Below are 22,967 nucleotides of genomic sequence, written 5' to 3' on the forward strand. Positions count from 1 at the left end.
CGTCCGGGCCGGCCGACGGACCGTCGGCCGACGCCCCGGACGGGGAGGACCACCCGGAGTGCCCGCACGTGCGGCAGGCCGCCCTGCTGCGGCGGCTGGCCCTGGTCTCCCTCGCGGTCGGCGCGGGTGGGGTCCTGGCGGCCGCCGGACGGCGCTCCCTGCGGCGCGGGGCCTGACCGGCCGCGCCCGACCACCCTGGTCCCTGTGGGCAGCACAGGAACCTCGACGCACCGCCGGAGGCACCGGAACCACCGGAACCGCCGGCACACGACAGAGCGGCACCGCGCCCTTGGGGAGGGCGCGGTGCCGCCGCCGTTGTGGCCCGGACAGGGCCGTGGCGTCCGCCGTTACGCGACGCCGTCCTGCCACCACCAGAAGCCCGAGCCGTAGTTGGAGTGCTCGATCCGGCTGTCCACGTGCTGCCAGGAGACGGTGTGGGTCTCCAGGCCCGAGAAGCCGCAGGTCTCGGCGATCCGGTAGACGTCCAGCGTGGACAGGCCGGAGACCGCCGTGTCGGCCGCCACCCCGTAGGTGTGCATGGAGTTGCCCGCCCCGCCCACGGAGGCGTTGTACGCGGTGCTGCGGAAGCCGGAGTTGATGGTGACCGCGCGGTCGCCCGCCTTCTTCCGCAGCGCCTCCAGCTTGTACATGGTGCGGCGGACGTTCTCCTTCACCTCGTCGGCGCCGACGTTGCCGCCGCCGAAGCCCGAGCCGTCGTGGCTGGTGAACTCGGACCAGTTGAAGTGGGCGGTGGAACCGTCCGACTTCTCCAGCGCGTTCAGCGCGCCGAAGGTCTGCGGGCCGGCCACGCCGTCCGCGCTGAGCCCGTAGGCGGCCTGGAACCGGCGCACCGCGGCCGCGGTGCCGGGCCCGAAGGAGCCGTCCACGGCCACGCAGGTCTGCGAGGCGGAGTCCGCCGCCCAGCCCGCGACCCGGATCTGGAGCTCGGTCACGGCGGAACCGGAGGAACCCTGGCCGAGGTTGCCGGACCAGCCGTAGGCGGCGGCCGGACGCGCGAGGCCGACGTTGGCCACCGCGGCGAGCCCGGCCGCGGCCACCGCGCCGGTGCCGTAGCGCAGCAGGGCGCGACGGTTGAGGGAAGAGCTGTTCACCACGTGCTCCTTCGAGGAGTCGACAGGGGAGGACGTCGTACGGGGCGGTGCGGGTGGCCGGTCAGGACCGGCCGGCCGGTCAGTACCAGTTGTGGGACTGCCAGAAGCTCCAGGCGTTGCACGGGGAGCCGTAGCGGCTCTGGATGTAGTCCAGGCCCCACTGGAGCTGGGTGGCCGGGTTGGTCCGCCAGTCGGAGCCCGCGCCGGCCATCTTGTCGCCGGGCAGCGACTGCGGGATGCCGTAGGCGCCGGAGGACGGGTTGGTCGCGTAGACCTTCCAGCCGCTCTCGTGGTTGTAGATCTGGTCCAGGCAGCCGAACTGGCCGCTGACGCTCCAGCCGTGGGCGGGGAACTTCCACTGGGCGGTGATCTGCACCGTGCGGGCGACGCCCATCGCGTTCATGGTGGCCGGGCCGGCGATGCCGTCGTTGCTCAGGTTGTGGGAGTGCTGCCAGGTGCTGACGGCGCTGGTGGTGCCGTCGCCGTAGGCGCCGTCGGCGCCCGAGCCGGCCACCCGCTGGACCTCGGCGACCTTGTTGTGCAGGGCGAGTTCGGTGCGGCCGCCGTAGACGCCGTCCTCGTCGAGGCCGTTGTCGTGCTGGAAGCTGCGGACGGCAGCGGTGGTCTGCGGGCCGTAGTTGCCGTCGACGCCGCCGCTCGCGAGGTAGCCGATACCCACCAGGTTGCGCTGGACCCAGGTGGTGCTGTCGGTGGCCTGGGCCGCCTGTGCGGGCAGCAGGGCCAGCACGGCGGCGGCGAGCACGCCTGCGGCGAGTGCGCGCAGGGCCGAGGTTTTCTTCACGGTCGATCCCATTCCGTCGGGTGCCTGTCGGTCGATCAAGCAGTGCCGCCCACTCTCGGGGGGCGGCCGCCCGTCCCTCCAGGCGTCGGCGGCACCAGGGACGTCCCGGGTGCGCCGGGGACGGTGGGCGGAGGCGGTGGGACGGGCCCCGGAGACGCGTGGGACGGGCCTGGGACGGGCCTGGGACGGGCGTGGGACGGCCCCGACGGGCGCTCGGGAGGCCGGTGACCGGGTCAGGCCAGCAGTCGGCTCCAGGTCCGGGCGTCCACCAGGCCGTCGGCCGGCAGCCCGGCGGAGGACTGGAAGGACGTCACCCTGGTCTGGGTGCCCGGGCCGAACGCGCCGTCCACGCTCACCTGGATGCCGTGCGCGACCAGCTGGCTCTGCACGGCCTGCACCGCGCTGCCCGAGGCACCGCGGGCCAGCGGCGCCACGGCCTGGCTCCAGGTCTGGTTGCCCGCGACGCCGTCGGCCGACGCGTGGGTGGTGTTCTGGAAGGCCGTGACGGCGGCCTGGGTCGCGGGCCCGTACGAGCCGTCCACGGTCAGCGACTGGCCGCGCTGCACCAGCAGGTACTGCAGCGTCCGCACCTTCTCGCCCGAGGCGCCGCTGCCGAGCACCGGCCAGACCGGGCCGGTCGGGTCCCCGCCGATCCGCGCGGCGACGTCCCGGCGGATCTGCGGGATCAGCGCGTAGAGGCGGTCGCCGGGGCACTCGGTGTTGTTGAAGTCGCGGTGCCCGTAGACCTGGTAGGCGCGCAGCCCGTACTGCTGGCAGATGTAGGTGATCAGGTCGATCAGCGCGGCGTACTGCTGGCTGCGCGGGTCGACGGTGCTGTACGTGCCCTCGTTCTCGATGCCGATGGCCACCGTGTTCTGCGCGGTGCAGTGGGCGCCCTCGACGTGCTGGCCGCCGCCGCGCAGGGTGGCCAGGCTGCTGTGGCGGCCCTCCATGACGTAGGCGCCGCGGCTGACGGTGAAGTGCTGGCCGGTGTCGATCCAGTGCTCGCTGTCCATCTGGTAGGTCTGCATCGAGCGGGCCAGCGAGAAGGCGGCGGCCTGGGAGTAGTCCGTCACGTTGGGCGTGGCGGTGTGGTGGACGATCACCTTGTCCGGCGCGCCCGGGACGACGTTGAGCGGGCTGCTCGCCGGGCGGGCGCCCCAGGCGCCGGTGTCGGCGATCACCGGGCCGGTGGCGGCGGCGGCCGCCCCGGTGGTCAGGGCGGAGCCCAGCAGGGCGCCGGTGCCGACGGCGAAGGCGCCGGCCAGGAAGGTGCGGCGGCCGGGGCCGACGGGGGCGGAGGTCGGGTCAACGGCGTTCATAGGGGGCGACCTGGTCCTTCGGGGAGCGGGAGGGGACGGAAGGACCCCTGCCCCCGGGCCTGCTGACGGCACGGGGGCAGGGGTGGCCTCGGACTCGGCAGGGGTCCGCACGTCCGCACCTCGGCGGACCGGACGGCAGTCACGCTAGGAGCGGCCCGCGCCCGTCCGCCACGCTTCGCCGTCCCCTCCCGCGTCCCAGCACTGTCCCGGGACGGCCAGGGCGTGCCCTGACGCCGCAGGCCCGCCCGTCAGGCCCGGCTCGTCAGGCCCGCTCGTCAGGCCCGCCGCACCCGGACGCCGCTCTCGGCGATCGCCTGCTCCTGGGCGTCCGGCAGCCCCGCGTCCGTCACCAGGTCGTGGACGTCGGTGAGCGGGCAGATCGAGGCGAAGGTGACCCGGCCGACCTTGGTCCGGTCGGCGAGCACGACGGTGTGCGCGCTGCTGCGCAGGAACGCCCGGTCGGTCTGGGCCTCCATCTCGTCGTGGGTGGTGCAGCCCTGCTGGACGGTCAGCCCGTCCACGCCGATGAAGGCCAGGTCCAGGTGGTACTGGTCGAGCATCCGCTCGGCGGCCGGGCCGACCAGCTCGTAGCTGGCCGAGCGGGCCAGGCCGCCGATCACGACCAGGCGGACCTCGGGGCGGACGATCAGCTCGGCGGCGATGTTCACCGCGTTGGTGACCACGGTGAGGTTGCCGCGCTCGGCGAGCACCCGGGCCAGCTCGGTGGTGGTGGTGCCGCCGGTCAGACCGACCACGGCGCCCTCCGGCACCAGTTCGGCGGCGGCCCGGGCGATCCGGCGCTTCTCCTCCGCCTGCTGGTCGCTCCGGTGCCGCAGCGGGATCTCCAGGTTGACCGCCCCGGTCACCGCACCGCCGCGGGTGCGCTGGAGCAGCCCCTGGTCCTGCAGTTCCTGGAGGTCCCGGCGCACGGTCGCGTCGGACACCCCGAGCAGGTCGGAGAGCGTCCGCACGTCCGCGCTCCCCGCCTCGGCGATGTGCGAGACGATCCTGGCGGCGCGATCAGCTTTGAGCATGGACGGAGTGTAGTTCAGCCCGGGTCGACGGTCGGTGACTGCACCCGCGGACAGCTCCGCGCACCCGCGCGCAGCGAACCGCGCAGCCGACAGTGCAGCCAACCGCGCAGCCCGGCGGCGGGCGCCGGTTCACGGCGGGACGGCCGGTCAGGGCGAGACGGCGGCCCGGTCCGCCGCCCGGGGCGCGGTCAGCACGCCGAGCAGCCGGGTGACCTCGCGGGCCACCGCCGCCCTCCCGTCCCCCAGGTAGGTCCGGGTGTCCACCAGTGCGGGTTCGGCGGCGAGCCGGTCGCGGACCGCTTCGGTGAAGGCCTTGTTGAGGTGGGTGGCGATGTTGACCTTCGTCATCCCGTGGGCGACCGCCGCCGCGAGGACGGGCTCCGCGACCCCGGAGGAGCCGTGCAGCACCAGCGGCACCGGGACGGCGGCCCGCAGCGCGGCGATCAGGTCGAGGTCCAGCGCCGCCGTGCGGGTGAGCATGGCGTGCGAGGTGCCGACGGCCACGGCCAGCGCGTCGACGCCGGTGCGGGCCACGAACTCGGCGGCCTGCGCCGGGTCCGTCCGGGCCCCGGGGGCGTGCACCCCGTCCTTGCCGCCGACCTCGCCGAGTTCGGCCTCCACCCAGACGCCCGCCTCCTGGCACTGCCGGGCCACCTCGGCGGTGGTGCGCAGGTTCTCCTTGTACGGCAGCGCCGAGGCGTCGAACATCACCGAGCCGAACCCCAGCGCGAGGGCCTCCGTCACCAGCGGCCGCTCGGTCGCGTGGTCCAGGTGGACGGCCACCGGCACGGCGGCGGCCCGGGCCACCGCGAGCGTCGCCGCGCCGATCGGCGCCAGGCCGCCGTGGTAGCGCACCGCGTTCTGGCTGAGTTGCAGCACCACCGGCACCCCGGCGGCCTCGGCCCCGGCGACGATGGCCTCGGCGTGTTCCAGCTGGATGACGTTGAACGCCCCCACGCCGCGGCCGCCGTCCACCGCGGGCGCGACGATCTCTCCGGTTCCGACCAGGGTCACGGTGCTCCTTGGGGCTGTGCCGTCAGCGGACGGGCGGGGCGGGTGGCCGGGCCGGGCGGGCGCTCCGCCGGGCGGCCGGTCACGGCTGGTCCAGCACGATCGAGCGGGTGAGGTGGCGCGGCCGGTCGGGGTCGAGGCCGCGCCGGACGGCGAGGCCGACGGCCAGGCGCTGGACCCGGACCAGTTCGGCCAGCGGGTCGAGCCCGGGCACGCTGACCGCGGCGCCGGTCGCCCCGGCCTGGTCGGCCAGGCCCGCCGGCGGGGTGTCCAGGAACCAGACCAGGCCCTCCGGGCCGCTGACGCTGATCGGGCCGTGCCGGTACTCCATCGCCGGGTAGGCCTCGGTCCAGGCGGCGGAGGCCTCCCGGACCTTGAGCGCGGCCTCGTTCGCCACCCCGCAGCTCCAGCCGGTGCCGAGGAAGGTGAACTGCCGCGCCTCCAGGGCGCCCCGGGGCAGCGGCTCGGCGAGCGCCGTACGGGCCTGGGCGGGCAGGTCGGCCGGTGCGGCGCCGAGGTGGGCGCGCAGCAGGACGAGGGCGGTGGTGGCGAACCTGGTCTGGACGACGGACCGCTCGTCGGCGAACTCCAGCGCCACCAGGTGGCGGGCGGCGGCGCCGACCGGGGTCCCGGGGTCGGCGGTGATCGCGACCGTCTCGGTGCCGCCCACCCGGGCGAGGGCGTCGAGCACCTCGGTGGTGGTGCCGGAGCGGGTGAGCGCGACGATCCGGTCGTAGCGGCGGCCGAGCGGGAACTCGGAGGCGGCGAAGGCGTCGGTCTCGCCGTGTCCGAGGGATTCGCGCAGCGCCGCGTAGGCCTGGGCGATGTAGAGCGAGGTGCCGCAGCCGATGACGGCGACCCGCTCACCGGGTTCGGGCAGGTGTTGCGGGGCCAGTTCCAGGGCGCGCTGCCAGCAGTCGGGCTGGCTGGCGATCTCTTCGTCGACGTGGGCCATCAGGTCCTCCTGCGCGAGACTGCACGAATGTGCGTGAAGATGATCGATTTATAGTCGAGACCTCCATCATTGCGCAACAGTGCGCAGTCCCGATCATCTTCGAGCAGGGCGCCCGGGAGTCGGCGATTGTGCGAAGCACTGGTGAAGATCATCACCCTTATCACCGATCCGAGGGATTCCGGCGCTTCCTTGTATCCAGCGGTGGCTAAGCTCCCCGTACTGTGACTGAACGTCAGACAGGCCGAACAGCCCAGCAGACCGCCGATGTCGTCATCCTCGGCGCCGGACCGGCCGGACTCACCCTCGGGAACCTCCTCCGAGCCGCCGGCATCGACTGCGTCGTCCTCGAACGGGCCGACCCCGAGCACGTCCGGACCAGGGCCCGGGCCGGGTTCCTCGCTGCCAACACCGTCCGCGTCCTGGACCGCCACGGCCTCGCCGACGGCCTGCACCGCCACGGGAAACCGCACGGCACCTGCGAGTTCCGCACCGAGGACGGCAGCTTCCGGCTCGACTACGGCGCCCTCGGCCGCCGCGAACTCCACACCGTCTACCCCCAACAGGACCTGGTCACCGACCTCCTGACGCACTACCTGGCGGCTGGCGGCCGGATCGCCTTCGAGACCGAGGCCCGGGCCGTCGAGGGCATCGACGGCCCCGCCCCCACCGTCACCGTGCGCGACGCCGAGGGCCGCCCCGGCCACTGGCGGGCCCGCTACGTGGCCGGCTGCGACGGCCGCCACGGCGCGGCCCGCCGCTCGCTGCCCCCCGACACCCGCCGGTACCACCGCGACCACGGCGTCTCCTGGCTCGCCCTGCTGGCCGAGGCGCCCCCGAGCATGGACGCCGTCGGCTACGCGATGCACCCCGACGGCTTCGCCGGCCACATGGCCCGCACCGCCGACGTCACCCGCTACTACCTCCAGTGCGCGCCCGGCACCCCCGCCGACGCCTGGTCGGAGGAGCGGATCCGGACCGCCCTCGACCGGCGGCTGCGCGCCGACGAGCACGGGCCGCTGCACCACGGCCGGATCCTCCACCGCTCCGTCGTCCACCTGGAGTCGGACGTGCTCGACCGACTCCGGTACGGCTCACTGCTGTTGGCCGGGGACGCCGCCAGCCTCCCCGCCCCGGCCGCCGCGAAGGGCGCCAACCTGGCCGTCCTGGAGGCGGAACTGCTCGCCGAGGCGCTGATCGACGAGCTCCAGCGGGGCGACGCCCGGGCGCTCGACGGCTACTCCGCGCGCTGCCTCACCCACATATGGCGGGCCCAGGAGTTCGCCCACTGGATGATCCAGCTCCTGCACTCCCCCGTCGGCCCGGGGAGCGGCGCGGCAGTCGGCCCGGCGGTCGGCCCGGCGGTCGGTGCCCAAGCCGGCCCGGCAGAGGAATCGTTCTTCCACGAAGCCATGCGGCGCTCCCGCGTCGAATCCCTGCGCACCTCGCGCACCCACCAGGACTGGTTCGCCGAGAACTACGTCGGCATCTGACCCGCCCTGCCCACCGGGCGCCCCCGCCCCCGCACCAAGGACTCCCTCCCCATGACCGCGACACCCCCGGACGACACCGCCCGCCTGCGGGCGACGGCCGAGTTCGTCAGGGAGCACGACACCACGACCCTGCTCCCGCTGCTGCTGCCCGACCTCGACGGACCGGAACTGCGGGCCCTGGCCGAACGCTGCCGCTTCTCGCACGCCGCCCTGCTCGTCCTGCCCCCGGACGACGCCACCCTCCGCGCCCGACTCGCCTCCTGCGGACTGGAACCCGACGCGCCCCCGCAACCCAACGTGGTGGTCCGCAGCCGGCTCGCCCGCCGGTACGGACGCGCCGAGGCCGAGCTCGACGTCAGCATCCTGCGCCCGCCGGTGCCCGGCCCCGACGGGGAACGCAGCGTCGAGGTGTTCGTGCTCACCGTGCCGCCCGGCTCCGACCTCGCCGAACTCGCCGACCAGGAGCGCGCCCACGAGCACGAGGCCCACCTCGCCTTCGACGTCGCCCACCCCGACCCGCTGGCACTGCGCGGGCTGTGCGCGCTGCTCACCCGGCACGGCGCCGCCCCCGACGGCGGCGGCTACAACCCCCACGAGGACTCCACCGTCCTCTACTTCACCACCCCGGCCGGCTCCCGCACCGGGTACCGGCGGGTCGAGCTCCACGCCCACGGCGACCACCGCACGGTCCTCGCCGACCACCTGGGCGAGGACCCCACCCAGCGCTCGGCCGAGACCCTGCTGCACCAGCTCACCGGCGCCTGGACCACCCAGGCCCTGGCGGTCAGCGCCCGGATGGGCCTGCCCGACGCCCTGGACACCCGCACCGCCACCGCGCCGCGGCAGCTCGCCGACGCCCTCGGCGCCGACCCGCAGAGCCTCGCCACCCTGCTGCGCTACCTCGCCATGCTCGGCGTCGTCGCCGAACACCCCGACGGCTACCGGCTCACCGGCACCGGCGCCCTGCTGCGCGCCGACGCCCCGGCGTCGATGCGGCCGCTGGCGCTGATGTACGGCGGCCCGTTCTACCGGTCCTTCGCGGAACTGGAGCACACCGTGCGCACCGGGGAGGCCGCCTTCGACCACCTCTTCGGCGAGAACCACTTCGACCACTTCGCCCGCGACCCCGAACTCGCCGAACTCTTCGACCTGTCGATGGCCGCCAGCGCCCGGATGTTCGACCCGCTCCCGGACCACCCGGTCGTCACCGCCGCGGGCTCCCGCGCCGCCGCCGGGACGGTCGTCGACATCGCCGGCGGCAACGGCGAACTGCTCGGCCGGCTGCTCGCCGCCCACCCCCGGCTGCGCGGCGTCCTGCTGGAACGCCCGCACGCCGTCGAGGCCGCGCGCCGCCGCCTCGACGCCGCCGGCCTCGGCGGGCGCTGCGGCTACGTGACCGGCGACTTCGCCGACGTCCCCGGCGACGCCGACGTCTACGTGCTGTCCCGGGTGCTGCACGACTGGGACGACGAACGCTGCGCCGAGATCCTGCGGCACTGCGCCCGGGCCATGCCCGCCCACGCCGACCTGCTGATCGTCGAACGGCTGCTGCCCGCCGACGGCTCGGCCTCGCTGGCCACCGCGTGGGACCTGCACATGATGGCCAACACCGGCGGGCGCGAGCGCCGCGCCGACCACTACGGCCGGCTGCTCGCCGACGCCGGGCTGCACCTGCTGGACCACCGCCCGCTCCCGCTGGGCGCCGCCGTCCTGCACGCCCGCCGGGCCGCCGTCCCGGCCCCGACCGGCCCGTCCCCCGCCCCGGCCCGCGCCGGCGCGTAGCCCTCGGGTGCCCCGCCTCCGCCTCGGCGGCGGGGCACCCCACGGCGCGTCAGGACCGGCGCGGCTCCACGTACTCGACGGTCTGCATCATGCCGAGGTCCTCGTGCTGGAGCTGGTGGCAGTGGGCGACGGCCCGGCCGGTGAAGTCCTCGTAGCGGACCAGCAGGGTGACGGTGTCGCCCGGTCTGCCGCCGGCCAGGTCGACGGTGTCCTGCCAGACCGGCGGGTCCAGCCGCTCGCCGTTGCGGTGGGTGACCAGGACGTGGTTGGTGTGCAGGTGGAAGGGGTGGTGGAAGGCGGGGTTGGTCTCGGCGGTGCGCAGCGTCCAGCGCTCCACCCGGTCCAGTTCCAGGGTGTGGTTGACGTAGCCGGGGTCGAACAGGCCGTAGGCCGGATCGCGGGTGGGGTCGCCGGCGGGGTCGGCGACGGGGGTCGGGTTGCTGCCCAGCATCCGGTAGGCGTTGGGGAAGGGGGCGGGGAAGACGCCCGGATCGACGTGGAACACCACTTCGCGGTCCGCGTCCGGGTTCGCGATGTCGCCCTCGTCGAGGAACGGCTTGCCGGCGGGCAGGACGGTCGGCAGGTCCATCGGCGGGTCGAGGGCCTCGCCCGTCACCTCGACCGTCATCAGCGGCGCGGTCCGCCCGTCCGCCCGCAGTTCGTAGCTGCCGGGGGTGTCGGCCCGGACCAGGACGTCGGCCCGGTTGCCCATGGTCAGGCGCACCGCGTCGGTGGCGACCACAGCCGGGAAGGTCACGCCGTCCTGGGCGATCTGGTGGAGGGTGAGGTCCCCGCCGCCGCCGGTGAGCCGCAGCACCGGCGCGGTGAAGGCCGTCGCGCAGACCAGCCGCCAGCGCTGCACCTCGCCCGGGCGCAGCGTCACGGTGGGGTTGACCGCGCCGTTGACGGTCAGAACCGCCGGGACGGCGGCCAGGGCGTTGCCGGAGGTGAAGTCGGGGACCTTGCCGTCCTTGAGCCGCAGTTCGTTGAGGCAGACCACCAGGTCGGCGGCGGGCGCGATCTCGGGGACCTCGTCGACGTCGCCCTCGATGACGAGGACCCCGGCCATCCCGCCGACGATCTGCACGGAGGTGGCCCCGTGCAGGTGCGGGTGGTACCAGTAGGTGCCGGCCGGGTGGCCGGCCGGGACGTCGATCGTCGTCACGTACTGCGGTTCCGGGGCACCGGCCTCGACCTCCTCGGCGGTGCGCGGCTCGAACACCCGGAGCACGTTGTCGGCCTCCCCGGTCGGGTCGACGTGCAGGCCGTGGGTGTGCAGGTTGAAGCTGTTGAAGCCGTGCGGCCGGTTGTGGTCGCCGTCGTGGGGCTCGTTCGGCGGCAGGCCGTTGACCTGGGTCAGCCGCAGGGTGTCCCCGGCGCGCAGCCGCAGGGTCGGGCCGGGGATCGTCCCGTTGTAGGTGCGGGTGGTGACCGTGCCGTAGCCGGGGACGACGGTGTCCGTGAACCGCACGTCGAGCGTCTGCTCCAGCACCGCCCCCGCCCGGCCGGGCACCGGCCGCGCGGTGCGCAGAGCGGGCTGGGGGAACGGCTGCGGCCCGGCGGCGGCCGCCGCGTACCGCCGGGAGAGGATCCCGTCGGACGCGGCCACCAGGACCGCGGTGGGCAGCGCCTTGAGCAGCGACCGACGACTGATTCCGACATTTTCGCTCATGGTCGGGCAATCTAGGTCAACCAGCCCGGGCGGACCGGAAAGCACACCGGGCACCCGCCGGCCGTCACCCCGTCATGACCGTCAGCTCGTGTCCCTCAGCCGGACCAGACGGTCACCGTCGCCTCCAGCTGGTAGTCCGCCGGGGCGATGGAGTCGACCTTGATCAGCGCGGTGCGACCGCCGGGGGTCCTGAGGCAGATCAGCGTCCCGACGCTCACGTGGGCCGAGTCGCCCGGGTGACTGGCGGCCCAGTCCGCGCAGGCGGCGCCGGAGGGCGGCGCCTGGCCGGTCCAGATGCCGAAGCTGTTGTGCTCCGAAGTGATCTCCTCGCGCACCACGGCCGTCGTGGCGGTGAAGCCCGCCGCGTAGATGCCCTGGGGGACGCCGGGGTGACGGCCCGGCGGGGTGAGGTCGAAGTCGGCCCCGCCGTCCATCGGGATGGCGACCTGGCCGCTCCAGACCACGGCGGGCCCGGCCGAGGAGGGCGGCGCGGGCGGGTTCGGCACGGCCGTGGCCGTCCCCGTCACCGCACCACCCGTCACCGCACCACCCGTCACCGCGCTGACCGACGGCGCCGTCGGCGTGTCACTTCCCGGCCGGATCGCCGTCCCCAGGATCAGCGCCAGCACCCCGACCGCGACCACCCCGACCCGGGCACCCCCGCTCTTCGGCCCCGGCAGGCTGATCCCGGCCCCGCTCGCCGTCTCCTTCGCGAAGGCCACGACGAAGCAGAGCAACCCGAACACCCACAACGTGATGGTTCCTGCCACGGACCCCGTCCCCCGCCTGCGTAGCCGACCCCGAACGCGCAGATGCTACAAGGAAGCTGACACCACGACAGGACATTTCCTGCCGGTGCCGCTCCACCCCTGAGCCCGTCCAACCCCATTGAGCCCGCCCGAGCCCCCCTACCCCCGAACTCCCCTCCTGACAAGCGGATCCGGGAACTCCGTGCCGGAACGGCGGCAGTTTCCCGGCCCGCCCCCGCCGGCCCCGCCCGCCGCCTAGAGTCCCGACCCGGTTGCCCTCCGTCGGCGGAGGGCCGGGCGGGTTCGGGGGTTGCGATGGAGCGGGACGTCATACGGGAGTCCGCGCGGGCGGGCCGGGTGGTGCTCTGGGAGGAGTCGGCGAGGGACGGCGCCCAGGCCAAGACGCTGATGTCGGCCGCGTTCCGGGTCCGGCTGGCCCGCGAGCAGGGCCGGATGTTCGGCGCGGACGGGCCCCGGCACGTGGTCTTCGCGGCCGGTTTCCCGGCGGTGTGCGAGGAGGAGTACGAAGCGGTGCGCCGGGTCGCCGTGGAGGCCGAGGGCACGGTCAGCGTCGCCGCCGTGTGCCGGGGGCGGGCGGCGGACGTCCGGCAGGCGGTGGCCTCGGTGCGGGGCACCGCGCACGCCCGGGTCATGGTGGTCGTCCCCGCCTCCGAGCCGATGGCCCGGACGATGACCCACCGCCCGGCCCGGGAGGCCCTGGAGTCGGCGGCCGCCCTGATCGAGGAGGCCCGCGCCCTCGACGACGGGGTCGCCGTCGACCTCTGCCTCGCCGACGCCTCCCGCGCCGACCACGGCCTGCTGGCCGACCACGCGGGCGCGCTGACCGCCGCCGGGGCCGGGACCATCCTGCTGGCCGACACCGTCGGCATCCAACTCCCCCACGAGGCGGCCGAGTTGTTCGGCCGGGTCCGGGCGGCGGCCGATCACGACGTCGTCCTGGGCGCCCACCTGCACAACGACCTCGGCCTCGGCCTGGCCAACACCCTGGAGGCACTGCGGGCGGGCGTCCGGGTGGTGTCCGCCTCCTGGCTGGGGATCGCCGAACGCAGCGGCATGGCGGCCACCGAACAGCTGCTGTTCCTGCTCACCCACGACCCGGCCCGGGCGGCGCGGCTGCTGGGCGACGACACCCCCGCCTGGTGGACCGCCCCGGACCTCACCGCACTGCCGCAGCTCGCCCGGGCCGTCTCCGGGGAGACCGGCGTCCCACTGGGCGTGACCACCCCCGTCGTGGGCAGCGGGGTCGGCACGATCTCCACCGGCACGCCCTTCGTCCACCCGCAGCTGTTCCAGCCCTTCGACCCCGAGGCCGTGCTGGGGATCGCCCCGAGCGTGGTGCTCACCCAGCTGGCCAGCCTCCGGGTGGTCCGGGCCGTCGCCGACCGGCTCGGCCACGAGCTCGACGAGCAGCAGGCCCGGGCCGCGCTGGCCTGGGTGAAGTCGCGCGCCTACCGCACCGGCCGGGCCGTCGTCGAGGACGCGGCCTTCGCCGCCTACCTGGTCGGCCTCCGCTCGGCACCGACCGGGGCGTCGGCATGACCGCCGGCACGGTCGGGACCGGCGGGACCGCCGGCACGGTCGACCTCGACGGCGCCCGGGCGGCCCTGCGGCGCGGCACCGCGGTGGTGCTGCCCAACCCGGCCCCGCTGACCCACGTCGTGGCCGGCACCGACCCACGGGCCGTCAACACCGCCAAGGGCCGGCCCGCCGAGCAGGCCGTCGCCCTCTGGGCGCACGACCCGGGCACCCTGGCGCGGCTCGGCGCCGCTCTCGACCTCTCCCCCGCCCTGGCCGCCGCCGCCCGCTGGCTGCTCACCGAGGAGCGGGTGACCCTGCTGCTCCCGCTGCTCCCACTGCTCCCGGGCGCGGCGCGGCCCGACTGGCTGGCCCCCGCCACCCGGGACGGCTGGACCCTGCTGTTCGGCGCCCGCTGGGAACCCCTGCTCCCGCTGCTCGCGGACCACCCGGTGCTGTACGTGAGCAGCGCCAACCGCACCGGCCACCCGCCCGCGGCGACGGCGGCCGGGGCCCGCGCGATGTTCCCGGCCGCCGTGCCCGTCCTCGGGCCGCTCTCCCTCGACGATCACGACGGGCCCACGCACGACCGGTTGGCCACCACGACCCTGCGGCTGCACCCGGACGGCCGGCTCGACCTGCACCGGCCCGGTGCCCAGGACCGGCCGTACCCCGGGCCCGAGGCCTACCTGGCGCACGTTCGCAGCACGTTCCTGCCGTGAGCTCGGCGCCCATGAACGCGCGCGGCGCCCGGTCGTCCATCCGGAAACCGCGCGCCGAGGGATCGGGGCCGGGCCGTCAGTTGCCGGGCTCCTGCGGGGGCCGGGTGTCGATCTCGGCCCAGACCGTCTTGCCGTCGTCGTGCGGCACCGCGCCCCAGCGGGTGGCGGCCTTCTGCACGATGAACAGGCCGTGCCCGCCCGGCAGGCCCGGGCGGTGCGGTCGGCGCGGCTCGGGCAGGTCGGTCGAGCGGTCGCTGACCTCGATCCGCAGCCGGGCCGCGGAGGCGTCCAGGACGAGGTCGACGGGGCCGCCCGCGTGCAGCATGGCGTTGGCGACGAGTTCGGCGACCAGCAGCACGATGTCGTCCTCGGCCCCGGCCGGGCCGGTCGGCCAGGACCAGTCGGCGACGGCCTGCGCGGTGTACGCCCGGGCCCGGGCGACGGGCTTGGGCTGTCCGGCCAGGTGCAGGCGCCGGCGCTGGCCGCCGGGCGGCAGGGTGGGGCCGGTGCCCGGCCGGTCGCCGTCCAGGGTGGCCCGGCTGGTCGTCATGTGCGGGTTCCCCTTCGGTTCCGGTTCGGTTCCCGTGGCGGTTCCGGCGCCGTGCTCCCGGCGCGGTGTACCGCTGTGTGCCACTGCGTAGCGCGGTGTGCCGCTGTGTGCCATGTCGTTGCGCTGTCGTCTGGTCGGTTTCCCGACCACCGACGAATTATGCGTGCCGACGGGCGGCCGCGGCACTCACCGGGGTCCGGTGGCCGCGGCCTCCACGGTCGGGTGGAGCGAGAACACGGTGTCCGTGCAGGTCAGTTCCAGCAGCCGCCGCACCGTGCCGGACGGCGCCGCCAGTCGGAAGTCGACGTCCGCCGCCGCGGCCGATATCCGGGTCTGCAGCAGCAGGTTGAGGCCGGAGGAGTCGCAGAACCCGACCTGGGCGAGGTCGACGACGAGCAGCGGCGGGCGCTGCTCCACCAGGGCGTCGAGGGTGGTCCGGGCGGGGGCCAGGGTCTCGATGTCGAGGTCGCCCGCCAGGGCGCAGACGGCCGCTCCGGCGTCGGTGCACCAGGTGTGCACGGCCAGGTCGGGCCCGAGCGGGGCACCCGCCCCTGGGGCGTCGGAGGGTGCGGTGGTCGGCGGCACGGTCACGGACTCGTTCTCTGCGGGCATCGTCTTCTCGGCTGGCATCGTCGTCGTGTTCCCCTCAACGGGTGTGCTCCACGAGCGTACGCACGCCACCCGGCCCAGGACCAGGCCGGGGGCGGACCGGCCTGGTGGCGGTGGGTGACGGCGGGTGGCGTGCGCGGTGCGGCGGTGCGCCCGGTGACCGTGCGGCGGTTCAGTCGGCGGTGAGGTCCGCCCGCAGGTGTTTCAGGGTCCGGCTGAGCAGCCGGGACACGTGCATCTGGGACAGCCCCAGGCGGGCGCCGATCTGCGACTGGGTGAGCTCCTCGCCGAAGCGCATCGACAGGATCCGCCGGTCGCGTTCCGGCAGCGCGGCGACCAGCGGCTTGAGGACGATCAGGTTCTCGACCGTGTCGAACCTCGGGTCCTCCTCGCCGAGCCGCTGGGCGAGCGGGCCGCGGTCCTCCTCGCTCTCGGTCACCGGGGCGTCCAGGGATCCGGCGGTGTGGCCGTTGGCCGCGGCGAGGCCCTCGATGACCTCCTCCGGCGACAGGTCGAGGTGCTCCGCCAGTTCGGCCACCGTGGGCGCCCGGCCCAGCCGCTGGAACAGCACGTCGCGGGCCTTGGCGAGGGTGATGCGCAGCTCCTGGAGGCGGCGCGGCACGTGCACGGCCCAGGTGGAGTCCCGGAAGTGGCGGCGGATCTCGCCGAGGATGGTCGGCAGCGCGAAGGTCACGAACTCGGCGCCGTGGTCGGGGTCGTAGCGGTCGATCGCCTTGATCAGCCCGAGCGAGCCGACCTGCAGCAGGTCCTCCTCGGGCTCCCGGCGGTTGCCGACCCGGCGGATCGCGAAGCGCACCAGCGACAGGTTGAGCTCGATCAGCGTGGCCCGGACGTACGAGTACTCGGGGGTGCCCTCCTCCAGCGTCGCGAGCCGGGCCAGCAGCACCCTGGTCAGCTCCCGGGCGTCGCCCGGCGCCACCTGCTTCGGGTCCTCGATGCCGGCGAGCTCCGGCAGTTCCGGGTGCCCCGGTTGCCCCGGGAGCCCGTGCCCGGCGGCCCGGTGGGCGGCCGGCGCGGCCTCGTCCGGGGCCGGGGCGGTCACGCGGTGGAGGAGTTCGTCACTGGTCGTGGCCATGTCGGTCCTTTCCCCTCGGCGTACGGTCCGTCCCCGGATACCCGCCGTGGCCCGTTCCATGCCGGTTCCCCTTGTGAGGATTGCGTGAGCGAACGACCCGGGCGCCGACACGGTGACGCCCGCCACACCCCGCGCATGCCGGGCGGGGAACGGGGCACCCGGACCGGGTACGGGGCCGGAGCACGAGGAGGAGAAGGAGGACCGGACGATGGGACGGATCGAGGAATCGGTCGAGGTCGCCGCGCCGCTCGACGAGGTCTACCGGCACTGGGTGCACTGCGAGGACTTCCCGCGGTTCATGCGCGGCGTGGTCAGCGTGGACGTCACCGGTGGCGGCGCCAGCAGCTGGGTGGTCGAAACCGCGGGCGGCCGCCGGGAGTTCGAGGCCGTGACCACCGAGGTGGTGGAGGGCGAGCGGGTGGCCTGGGACGGCGGGAGCGGCCCGGTGCGGCACAGCGGCGTGGTGACCTTCCACCACGTGGACGACCGCACCACCCGGGTCATGCTCCAGCTGGAGGTCGAACCGCACGGGCTCTGGGCCCAACTCGCCGAGGCGCTCGGCTTCGTGGACCGCCGGGTCATCGACGACCTGAACGACTTCAAGCACCACGTCGAGCGGGACGACAACGCCCCCGGCACCACCCCGGGGGCATGAACTCCCGCATCGGGGGCAGCCGAGCCCTACCGGACGAGACGAAACGGAGGCAGTCATGACCGCACGCCGCACCATCTGGGAATTCCGCACCTCCGCCGGACACACCGCCGGCACCGACCTCATCGGCTTCCACGTCGAGGCCACCGACGGCGCGATCGGCAAGGTCGACAAGCTGTCCGAGGAGGTCGACGAGCAGTACCTGGTCGTCGACACCGGGCCGTGGATCCTCGGCCGTCGGGTCCTGCTCCCGGCCGGCACCGTGACCCGGATCGAGATCGGCGAGCAGAAGGTCTACGTCGACCGCTCCAGGGCCGAGATCCGCGACAGCCCCGACCTCGACGCCGGCGGGCCCGACCAGGAGGCCGACACCTGCGGGCGCTTCGGGCCCTACTGGGACCCGTACTACGGCGGCCGGATCCTCTGACCGGGCCACCGGAAGCACAGACCGACAGTCAGCGACGACGGACGGGGGCGGGCCGCCGGCTCCCCCCGTCCGGACCACCCGGGAAAGGGGAAACCTCCCATGGAACGTCTCACCACCCGGATCACCATGCGACTGATGACCGGCGACGACCGCAGCCGGGACCTGGACGTCGACTGGTCCTACCGGGACGACGAACCCCACGCGGCGGAGCTGGACTTCACCTCCTACCAGCCGAACGCGGTCTGGTCGCTCTCCCGCGACCTGCTGCTCGCCGGGCTGCACGCGCCCGCCGGCGAGGGCGACGTCCACGTCACACCGTTCGACGACGCCCACGTGCTGATCGCGCTGGCCGGCACCGAGGGCGTCGCCCTGCTCGCGGCCCCCGCGGCGGCGGTCGCCCGGTTCCTGGCCCGGACCGTACGGCTCGTCCCGCCGGGGCGGGAGCACGAGCGGATCGACTGGGACCGCGGCCTGCACGACTTACTGGCGGCCTGAAACCCATCGGCCCGCCGGGCCGTACGGCACGGCACCGCACCGCACGGCACCGCACGGCACCGGACGGCACCGCACCGCACCGCACCGCACCGCACCGCACCGAGAGGAGCACCCGCCCATGACCACCTCCCCCGCCCGCACCGGTCAGCCGCCGCCCGCGCCGGAGCCCCCGGCGCCGCGGACCAGGCCGCTGCTGCCCGACCCGCCGCCCCCGCCCGGCTCGCCCGTCCCCCCGCCGGCCCCGCGCCCGGTGCACCGGCCGGCCCCCGAACCGGCCGCCCCGCAGCCGGGCCGGCCCCACCCGGTCGAGCCGCCCGACTGAACCGGCCCTGACCCCGACCACCGTGCCAGCAGCGGAAAGGAGAGCCGCAGATGTGGTGGAGCCTGCTCCGCCTGGCCGTCGTCGGAGCCGCGGCCGCCCTCCTCACCTACGGCCTGGACCGGGCCGTCCGGTCGGCCGCCCGGCGGCTGGCGGCCCCCCGGGGTGCCGGTGACGTCCCGGAGGTGCTGCGCAGGTGCCGCCACCCGGTGCTGGCGCTGACGGCCTGCCTGCTGCTCTCCGCCGCGCTGCCGTGGATCGCAGCCCCGCCCGCCGCCCGCGCGGGGCTGCGGCACCTGGCGGTGATCCTGGCGATCACCTCCGGCGGCTGGCTGTGCGGCCGGCTGGTGGCGATCCTGGCGGAGGGCGCCGCCCGGCTCGCCGTGCACCGCCGCGAGCCGGCCTGGGCGGGCCGGGCCCGGACCCAGGCCGTCCTGCTCGGCCGGATCGGCCAGGCGGTGGTCGGCCTGGTCACCCTGGGCGCGGTGCTGATGACCTTCCCGGCCGTGCGCGGGGTCGGCACCAGCCTGCTGGCCTCCGCCGGGCTGGTCGGCGTGGTGGCGGGCGTGGCCGCCCAGAGCACCCTCGCCAACGTCTTCGCCGGGGTGCAGCTGGCCTTCGGCGACCTGGCCCGGATCGGCGACGTCGTGGTGGTGGCCGGGGAGTGGGGGACGGTCGAGGAGATCACCCTGACCGCCGTGGTGATCGAGACCTGGGACCAGCGGCGGCTGATGATGCCGATGTCGTACTTCGTCGGGCGGCCGTTCGAGAACTGGTCCCGCCGCGACAGCCGGATCACCGGCACCGCGCTGCTCCACCTCGACCACCACGCCCCGATCGGGCTGCTGCGCGAGGAGTTCGAGGACTACCTGGCCAAGTGCGAGCTCTGGGACGGCCGGGGCAGCGCCCTCCAGGTGGTCGACACCACGCCGACCACCATCGTGGTGCGGGTGCTGGCCACGGCGGCGGACGGCGGCGACGCCTTCGAACTGCGCTGCCGGCTCCGCGAGCACCTGATCGGCTACCTGCGCGACCGCCACCCGTACGCGCTGCCGCGCCTCCCGGTGGCGGAGGCGCCCGCGCGGGACCCGGACGACCGGGGGGACCCCCGTACCCCCCGGCCGACCCCGGGCCCGCACACCCCTCGACCACGAACGCCTCCGCTGTAGGGTCCCGGCCGGTCGGCCCGCGCGCTACGGCCGCGGGTCGATCGGCGTCAGCGCGCCAAAGCGGCGTTCGAGCACCTCGGCGGCGTCCAGGCACTGGTCCTCGCGGTACATCCGGCCGATCAGCTGGAGGCTCTGCGGCAGCCCGTCGGCGAACCCGCTGGGCACGTTCACCGCGGGCACCCCGATCAGCGAGGTCACCGCGCACACGGCCCTGGGCAGCGTCAGCCGGGCGTGGCCCTCGGCGTCGGTGTCCTCGGAGAACACGTCGACCCCGGGCACGGGGTGGGGGCAGGTGGGGGTGAGGAGCAGCGGGTGGGTCTCCATCAGCGCGGCCCAGTCGCGCTGGAGGCCGAGCCGGACGCCGGTCTGCCGGAGGAACTCGCCGAGGTCCTCGTGCGGGGTGCGCTCCAGGAACAGGTCGACGTTCCGGGCCCCCTTCTCGGTGAGCAGCTGCCGGACCCGGGACCAGTTCAGGCCGAACTCGGTCATGATCAGCTTGCCGTAGCACTCCAGGGCCTCGGACAGCCGGGGGATCCTGACCTCCTCGACCTCGTAGCCGGCCTCGACCAGGGCCTCGGCGGCGTCGACGGCGGCGGCGCCGATCTCGGGGTGGACGCCGATGCCGGCCGGGTCGACCACGACGCCGACGGTGATCGGGCGCGTGGGGCGTGGCCCGCGGAGCGGCGCCGGGACGGCCCTCGGGTCCTGCGGGTCGGCGCCCGCCAGCGCCTCGAAGGCGGCGCGCAGGTCGGCGACCGAGCGGGCGAACGGGCCGTCGACCGGGATGAGTTGGGAGGCCAGCATCGGCTCCTGGCCGAGGATGCGGTGGTCGGCGGCGAAGCGGCCGTAGCTGGGCTTGAGCCCGGCGACCCCGTTGAAGGCGGCGGGCAGTCGGACCGAGCCGCCGGAGTCGTTGCCGAGGCCGAGCGCCGCCATGCCGACCGCGACGGCCACCCCGTCGCCGCCGCTGGTGCCGCCCGGGTTCCTGGTCCGGTCCCACGGGTTGTACGTCCGGCCGTAGAGCTGGCTCTCGGCGTCGGAGGAGATCGACAGGTCGGACATGTTGGCGTGGCCGATCGGGATGGCGCCCGCGGCGCGCAGGCGGCGCACCGGCGGGGCGTCGGTCTCGGCGACGTGGTCGCGGAACCTGGGCACGCCGTGGGTGGTCGCCCAGCCGGCGACGCGGATGTTCTCCTTCACGGTGAACGGCACCCCGGCCAGCGGGCCGAGCGGCTCGCCGGCCGCGCGGCGCCGGTCGGTCTCGCGGGCGGCCTCGCGGGCGGCGTCCGCCATCAGCTGGGTGACGGCGTTGACGGCCGGGTTCACGGCCGCGATGCGCTCCAGGTGGCTCTCCACCACCTCGGCCGCCGTGAGCTCGCCACGGGCGACGGCGGCCCCCAGTTCGGTCGCGCCCAGTTGCCACGGGGCGGTGGTGGTCGGTGCGGCACTCATCGTGGTTTCCCCTCCGGTTCGTTCCGATGCGCTTGCATCGCATCGCGGGTCCATCACACCGCACCCCGGGAACCGATGCAAGTGCATTACTACGATCCCGCGGCGGATCCGCCCGTTCCGTCGGCACCGGTCGGCGCCGGTCGGCGCCGGTCGACGTTAGGGTGAACGGATCGAATGATCATCAGGAGAGCCATGACCGCCGCCAAGCCCCGCGTCCTGCTCGTCACCGACCTCGCCTACCAGGCCCGGGGGCGCCGCTACTGCGACGAGGACATCCAGCTCTCCGCCCGCCTGCGCGAGGACTTCGACGTCGCCCTCTGCCACCCGCGCGACGCCGCCGCGCTGATGGACTCCTTCGACCTGGTCCTGGTCCGCAACAGCGGCCCGGTGCTGGACCACCTCGCCGCGTACCGGGACTTCCGCGCCCGGGCGCTCGAACGCGGCACCCGCGTCTACACCCAGCTCACCGGGCGCGCCGACCAGGCCGGCAAGCAGTACCTGCTCGACCTCACCGCCGCCGGGTACCCCGTCATCCCCACCGTCGACCGGGCCGCCGACCTCGACCGGCTGCCCGTCGTGCCCGAGTACGTCGTCAAGCCGAAGCTCGGCGCCGACTCCATCGGCCTGCGGATCGTCCCCCGCGAGCAGCTCGACACCGTCGCGTACGACCAGGACGTCCTGGTCCAGCCGCTGGTCCCGTTCCGCTACGAGGTCTCGTTCTACTTCGTCGACGACGCCTTCCAGTACGCCCTGCACGCCCCCGACCCGGAGCGGCGCTGGCACCTCGAACCGTACGAACCCACCGCCGCCGACCTGGAGTTCGCCCGGCGCTTCATCGCCTGGAACACCGTCGAGCACGGCATCCAGCGGGTCGACGCCTGCCGCACCCCCGAGGGCGCGCTGCTCCTGGTCGAGCTGGAGGACCTCAACCCCTACCTCTCGCTCGACCTGGTCGACCCGGCCGTCCGGGACCGCTTCGTCGACGCCCTCAAGGCCGCGCTGCACGCGCTCGCCACGAAGCCCTGACCCGCCGGGCTGCACGCGTTCGCTACGACGCCCTGACCCGCCGGGCGGCCTCGGTCAGCACCGCGCCCAGCGGCAGGCCGACCCGGGCCGCCGCCAGCTCGTCCCCGCGGGTCGCGCCCTGGTTGACGATCACCACCGGGGTGCCCGCGCGGGCGGCCCGGCGCACGAAGCGCAGCCCCGACATGACCGTGAGCGAGGAACCCAGCACCAGCAACCCCTGGGCCGCGTCCACGAGTTCGAAGCAGCGCTCGACCCTCGGCCTGGGCACGCTCTCGCCGAAGAAGACCACGTCCGGTTTGAGCACTCCCCCGCACACCGCGCACGGGGCGACCCGGAAGGCGGCCACCGACTCCGGCGCCAACTCGGCGTCGCCGTCCGGGTTGACCCGGGCCGGGCCGTCCCGGAAGCCGCCGTTCAGCTCCTCCAGCCGGCGGTCCAGCTCGGTGCGCGGGCTGGTCCTGCGGCAGTCCAGGCAGACCACCCGGTGCAGCCCGCCGTGCAGCTCCACCGCCGTCCGGGTGCCGGCCGCGCGGTGCAGGCCGTCCACGTTCTGGGTGATCACCGCCGACACGTGCCCCGAGCGCCGCAACCGCTCCACCGCCCGGTGCCCGGCGTTCGGCTCGGCCGCCGCGATCGCCCGCCAGCCGACGTGGCTGCGCGCCCAGTACCGCTGCCGGGCCGCCGCGCTCCCGGTGAACTCCTGGAAGGTCATCGGCGCCGCGCGCCGCCGGCTGCCCGTCTCGCCCCGGTAGTCCGGGATCCCGGACTCGGTGGACAGGCCCGCCCCGCTGAGCACCACCGCCCCGCGCCCGGCCAGCAGGCGCACCAGCGCCGCCAGGCCGGCCGCATCGGCCGCCGTACCGCCGGGAGTCGCCGCGAGCGCGTCCATGCCGTCCAGGGTAGGACCGGGCCGGGCGCGGGAGCGAGGGCCGGGGCGGCGCGGGGCCTTGGCGGCCGGGGCCCGGCAGCCGGGGCACGGCAGCCG

General features: G+C 75.1%; 23 protein-coding genes. 10 read left to right on the forward strand and 13 right to left on the reverse strand.

Annotated elements, in window-relative coordinates; translation table 11 throughout:
• Positions 1-347: 347 nt before the first annotated feature.
• The 6 genes from ACFWXO_RS06990 to ACFWXO_RS07015 form a co-directional block, all read right to left on the reverse strand.
• Positions 348-1,112 (reverse strand): D-Ala-D-Ala carboxypeptidase family metallohydrolase, encoded by a 765-nt coding sequence (locus tag ACFWXO_RS06990; protein WP_375891571.1) that lies wholly within the window; start codon positions 1,110-1,112, stop codon positions 348-350.
• Positions 1,113-1,191: 79 nt separating this feature from the next.
• Complete coding sequence (locus ACFWXO_RS06995; RefSeq protein ID WP_380522649.1) at positions 1,192-1,914, reverse strand: peptidoglycan-binding protein; 723 nt, start codon at positions 1,912-1,914, stop codon at positions 1,192-1,194.
• A gap of 233 nt (positions 1,915-2,147) precedes the next feature.
• On the reverse strand, positions 2,148-3,236 hold the full coding sequence (locus ACFWXO_RS07000) for an N-acetylmuramoyl-L-alanine amidase (protein WP_380522651.1): 1,089 nt from the start codon (positions 3,234-3,236) through the stop codon (positions 2,148-2,150).
• Between the two features lie 275 nt (positions 3,237-3,511).
• Positions 3,512-4,270, reverse strand: coding sequence for a DeoR/GlpR family DNA-binding transcription regulator (locus ACFWXO_RS07005; protein ID WP_380522652.1), 759 nt, complete (start codon positions 4,268-4,270; stop codon positions 3,512-3,514).
• 147 nt (positions 4,271-4,417) lie between these two features.
• Positions 4,418-5,284, reverse strand: coding sequence for a ketose-bisphosphate aldolase (locus ACFWXO_RS07010; RefSeq protein ID WP_380522653.1), 867 nt, complete (start codon positions 5,282-5,284; stop codon positions 4,418-4,420).
• 79 nt (positions 5,285-5,363) lie between these two features.
• Positions 5,364-6,236: an SIS domain-containing protein gene (locus ACFWXO_RS07015; RefSeq protein ID WP_380522654.1), complete on the reverse strand. Its 873-nt coding sequence runs from the start codon at positions 6,234-6,236 to the stop codon at positions 5,364-5,366.
• Positions 6,237-6,457: 221 nt separating this feature from the next.
• On the opposite strand from ACFWXO_RS07015, the gene ACFWXO_RS07020 reads away from it, so the two are divergent.
• Positions 6,458-7,726, forward strand: coding sequence for a 4-hydroxybenzoate 3-monooxygenase (locus tag ACFWXO_RS07020; protein ID WP_380522655.1), 1,269 nt, complete (start codon positions 6,458-6,460; stop codon positions 7,724-7,726).
• A gap of 51 nt (positions 7,727-7,777) precedes the next feature.
• Positions 7,778-9,508, forward strand: a complete 1,731-nt coding sequence (locus tag ACFWXO_RS07025; RefSeq protein WP_380522656.1) for a methyltransferase — start codon at positions 7,778-7,780, stop codon at positions 9,506-9,508.
• A 49-nt stretch (positions 9,509-9,557) separates the two neighbouring features.
• Here the strand turns inward: ACFWXO_RS07025 and ACFWXO_RS07030 are convergent, their stop codons facing one another.
• Both ACFWXO_RS07030 and ACFWXO_RS07035 read right to left on the reverse strand, forming a co-directional pair.
• Positions 9,558-11,180 (reverse strand): multicopper oxidase family protein, encoded by a 1,623-nt coding sequence (locus ACFWXO_RS07030; protein WP_380522657.1) that lies wholly within the window; start codon positions 11,178-11,180, stop codon positions 9,558-9,560.
• Between the two features lie 95 nt (positions 11,181-11,275).
• Positions 11,276-11,950 carry a hypothetical protein gene (locus ACFWXO_RS07035; RefSeq protein ID WP_380522658.1) on the reverse strand — a complete coding sequence of 225 codons (675 nt, stop codon included), beginning with the start codon at positions 11,948-11,950 and terminating at the stop codon, positions 11,276-11,278.
• A gap of 294 nt (positions 11,951-12,244) precedes the next feature.
• Here ACFWXO_RS07035 and ACFWXO_RS07040 point away from each other — a divergent pair, with 294 nt between their 5' ends.
• Entirely contained in the window at positions 12,245-13,489 is a 1,245-nt protein-coding gene (locus ACFWXO_RS07040) for a 2-isopropylmalate synthase (protein ID WP_380522659.1), read from the forward strand.
• Positions 13,486-14,187 (forward strand): hypothetical protein, encoded by a 702-nt coding sequence (locus ACFWXO_RS07045; protein WP_380522660.1) that lies wholly within the window; start codon positions 13,486-13,488, stop codon positions 14,185-14,187. The genes ACFWXO_RS07040 and ACFWXO_RS07045 overlap by 4 nt, the downstream gene beginning before the upstream one ends.
• A gap of 76 nt (positions 14,188-14,263) precedes the next feature.
• Here the strand turns inward: ACFWXO_RS07045 and ACFWXO_RS07050 are convergent, their stop codons facing one another.
• The 3 genes from ACFWXO_RS07050 to ACFWXO_RS07060 all read right to left on the reverse strand — a co-directional run bounded on the left by ACFWXO_RS07050 (position 14,264) and on the right by ACFWXO_RS07060 (position 16,442).
• Positions 14,264-14,737, reverse strand: a complete 474-nt coding sequence (locus tag ACFWXO_RS07050) for an ATP-binding protein (RefSeq protein WP_380522661.1) — start codon at positions 14,735-14,737, stop codon at positions 14,264-14,266.
• 186 nt (positions 14,738-14,923) lie between these two features.
• Entirely contained in the window at positions 14,924-15,367 is a 444-nt protein-coding gene (locus tag ACFWXO_RS07055; protein ID WP_380522662.1) for an STAS domain-containing protein, read from the reverse strand.
• Between the two features lie 151 nt (positions 15,368-15,518).
• Entirely contained in the window at positions 15,519-16,442 is a 924-nt protein-coding gene (locus tag ACFWXO_RS07060; RefSeq protein ID WP_375891604.1) for an RNA polymerase sigma factor SigF, read from the reverse strand.
• Positions 16,443-16,650: 208 nt separating this feature from the next.
• Here ACFWXO_RS07060 and ACFWXO_RS07065 point away from each other — a divergent pair, with 208 nt between their 5' ends.
• The 5 genes from ACFWXO_RS07065 (at position 16,651) to ACFWXO_RS07085 (ending at position 19,504) form a co-directional block, all read left to right on the forward strand.
• Positions 16,651-17,097 carry an SRPBCC family protein gene (locus ACFWXO_RS07065; RefSeq protein WP_375891605.1) on the forward strand — a complete coding sequence of 149 codons (447 nt, stop codon included), beginning with the start codon at positions 16,651-16,653 and terminating at the stop codon, positions 17,095-17,097.
• A gap of 55 nt (positions 17,098-17,152) precedes the next feature.
• Positions 17,153-17,521, forward strand: a complete 369-nt coding sequence (locus ACFWXO_RS07070) for a PRC-barrel domain-containing protein (protein ID WP_380522663.1) — start codon at positions 17,153-17,155, stop codon at positions 17,519-17,521.
• A gap of 99 nt (positions 17,522-17,620) precedes the next feature.
• A complete protein-coding gene (locus ACFWXO_RS07075) occupies positions 17,621-18,016 on the forward strand; it encodes an SsgA family sporulation/cell division regulator (protein ID WP_380522664.1) in 396 nt (131 codons plus the stop codon).
• 118 nt (positions 18,017-18,134) lie between these two features.
• Positions 18,135-18,338 (forward strand): hypothetical protein, encoded by a 204-nt coding sequence (locus ACFWXO_RS07080; protein ID WP_380522665.1) that lies wholly within the window; start codon positions 18,135-18,137, stop codon positions 18,336-18,338.
• Positions 18,339-18,388: 50 nt separating this feature from the next.
• Positions 18,389-19,504, forward strand: coding sequence for a mechanosensitive ion channel family protein (locus ACFWXO_RS07085; RefSeq protein WP_380522666.1), 1,116 nt, complete (start codon positions 18,389-18,391; stop codon positions 19,502-19,504).
• Positions 19,505-19,528: 24 nt separating this feature from the next.
• Here the strand turns inward: ACFWXO_RS07085 and ACFWXO_RS07090 are convergent, their stop codons facing one another.
• On the reverse strand, positions 19,529-20,956 hold the full coding sequence (locus tag ACFWXO_RS07090; RefSeq protein ID WP_380522667.1) for an amidase: 1,428 nt from the start codon (positions 20,954-20,956) through the stop codon (positions 19,529-19,531).
• A 192-nt stretch (positions 20,957-21,148) separates the two neighbouring features.
• Here ACFWXO_RS07090 and ACFWXO_RS07095 point away from each other — a divergent pair, with 192 nt between their 5' ends.
• Complete coding sequence (locus ACFWXO_RS07095; RefSeq protein ID WP_380522668.1) at positions 21,149-21,982, forward strand: hypothetical protein; 834 nt, start codon at positions 21,149-21,151, stop codon at positions 21,980-21,982.
• A 22-nt stretch (positions 21,983-22,004) separates the two neighbouring features.
• Here ACFWXO_RS07095 and ACFWXO_RS07100 read toward each other — a convergent pair whose 3' ends face one another.
• Positions 22,005-22,871: an NAD-dependent protein deacetylase gene (locus tag ACFWXO_RS07100; protein WP_375891616.1), complete on the reverse strand. Its 867-nt coding sequence runs from the start codon at positions 22,869-22,871 to the stop codon at positions 22,005-22,007.
• Positions 22,872-22,967: the final 96 nt, after the last annotated feature.

It is taken from the genome of Kitasatospora sp. NPDC059088 (assembly GCF_042738155.1).
Lineage (GTDB): Bacteria > Actinomycetota > Actinomycetes > Streptomycetales > Streptomycetaceae > Kitasatospora.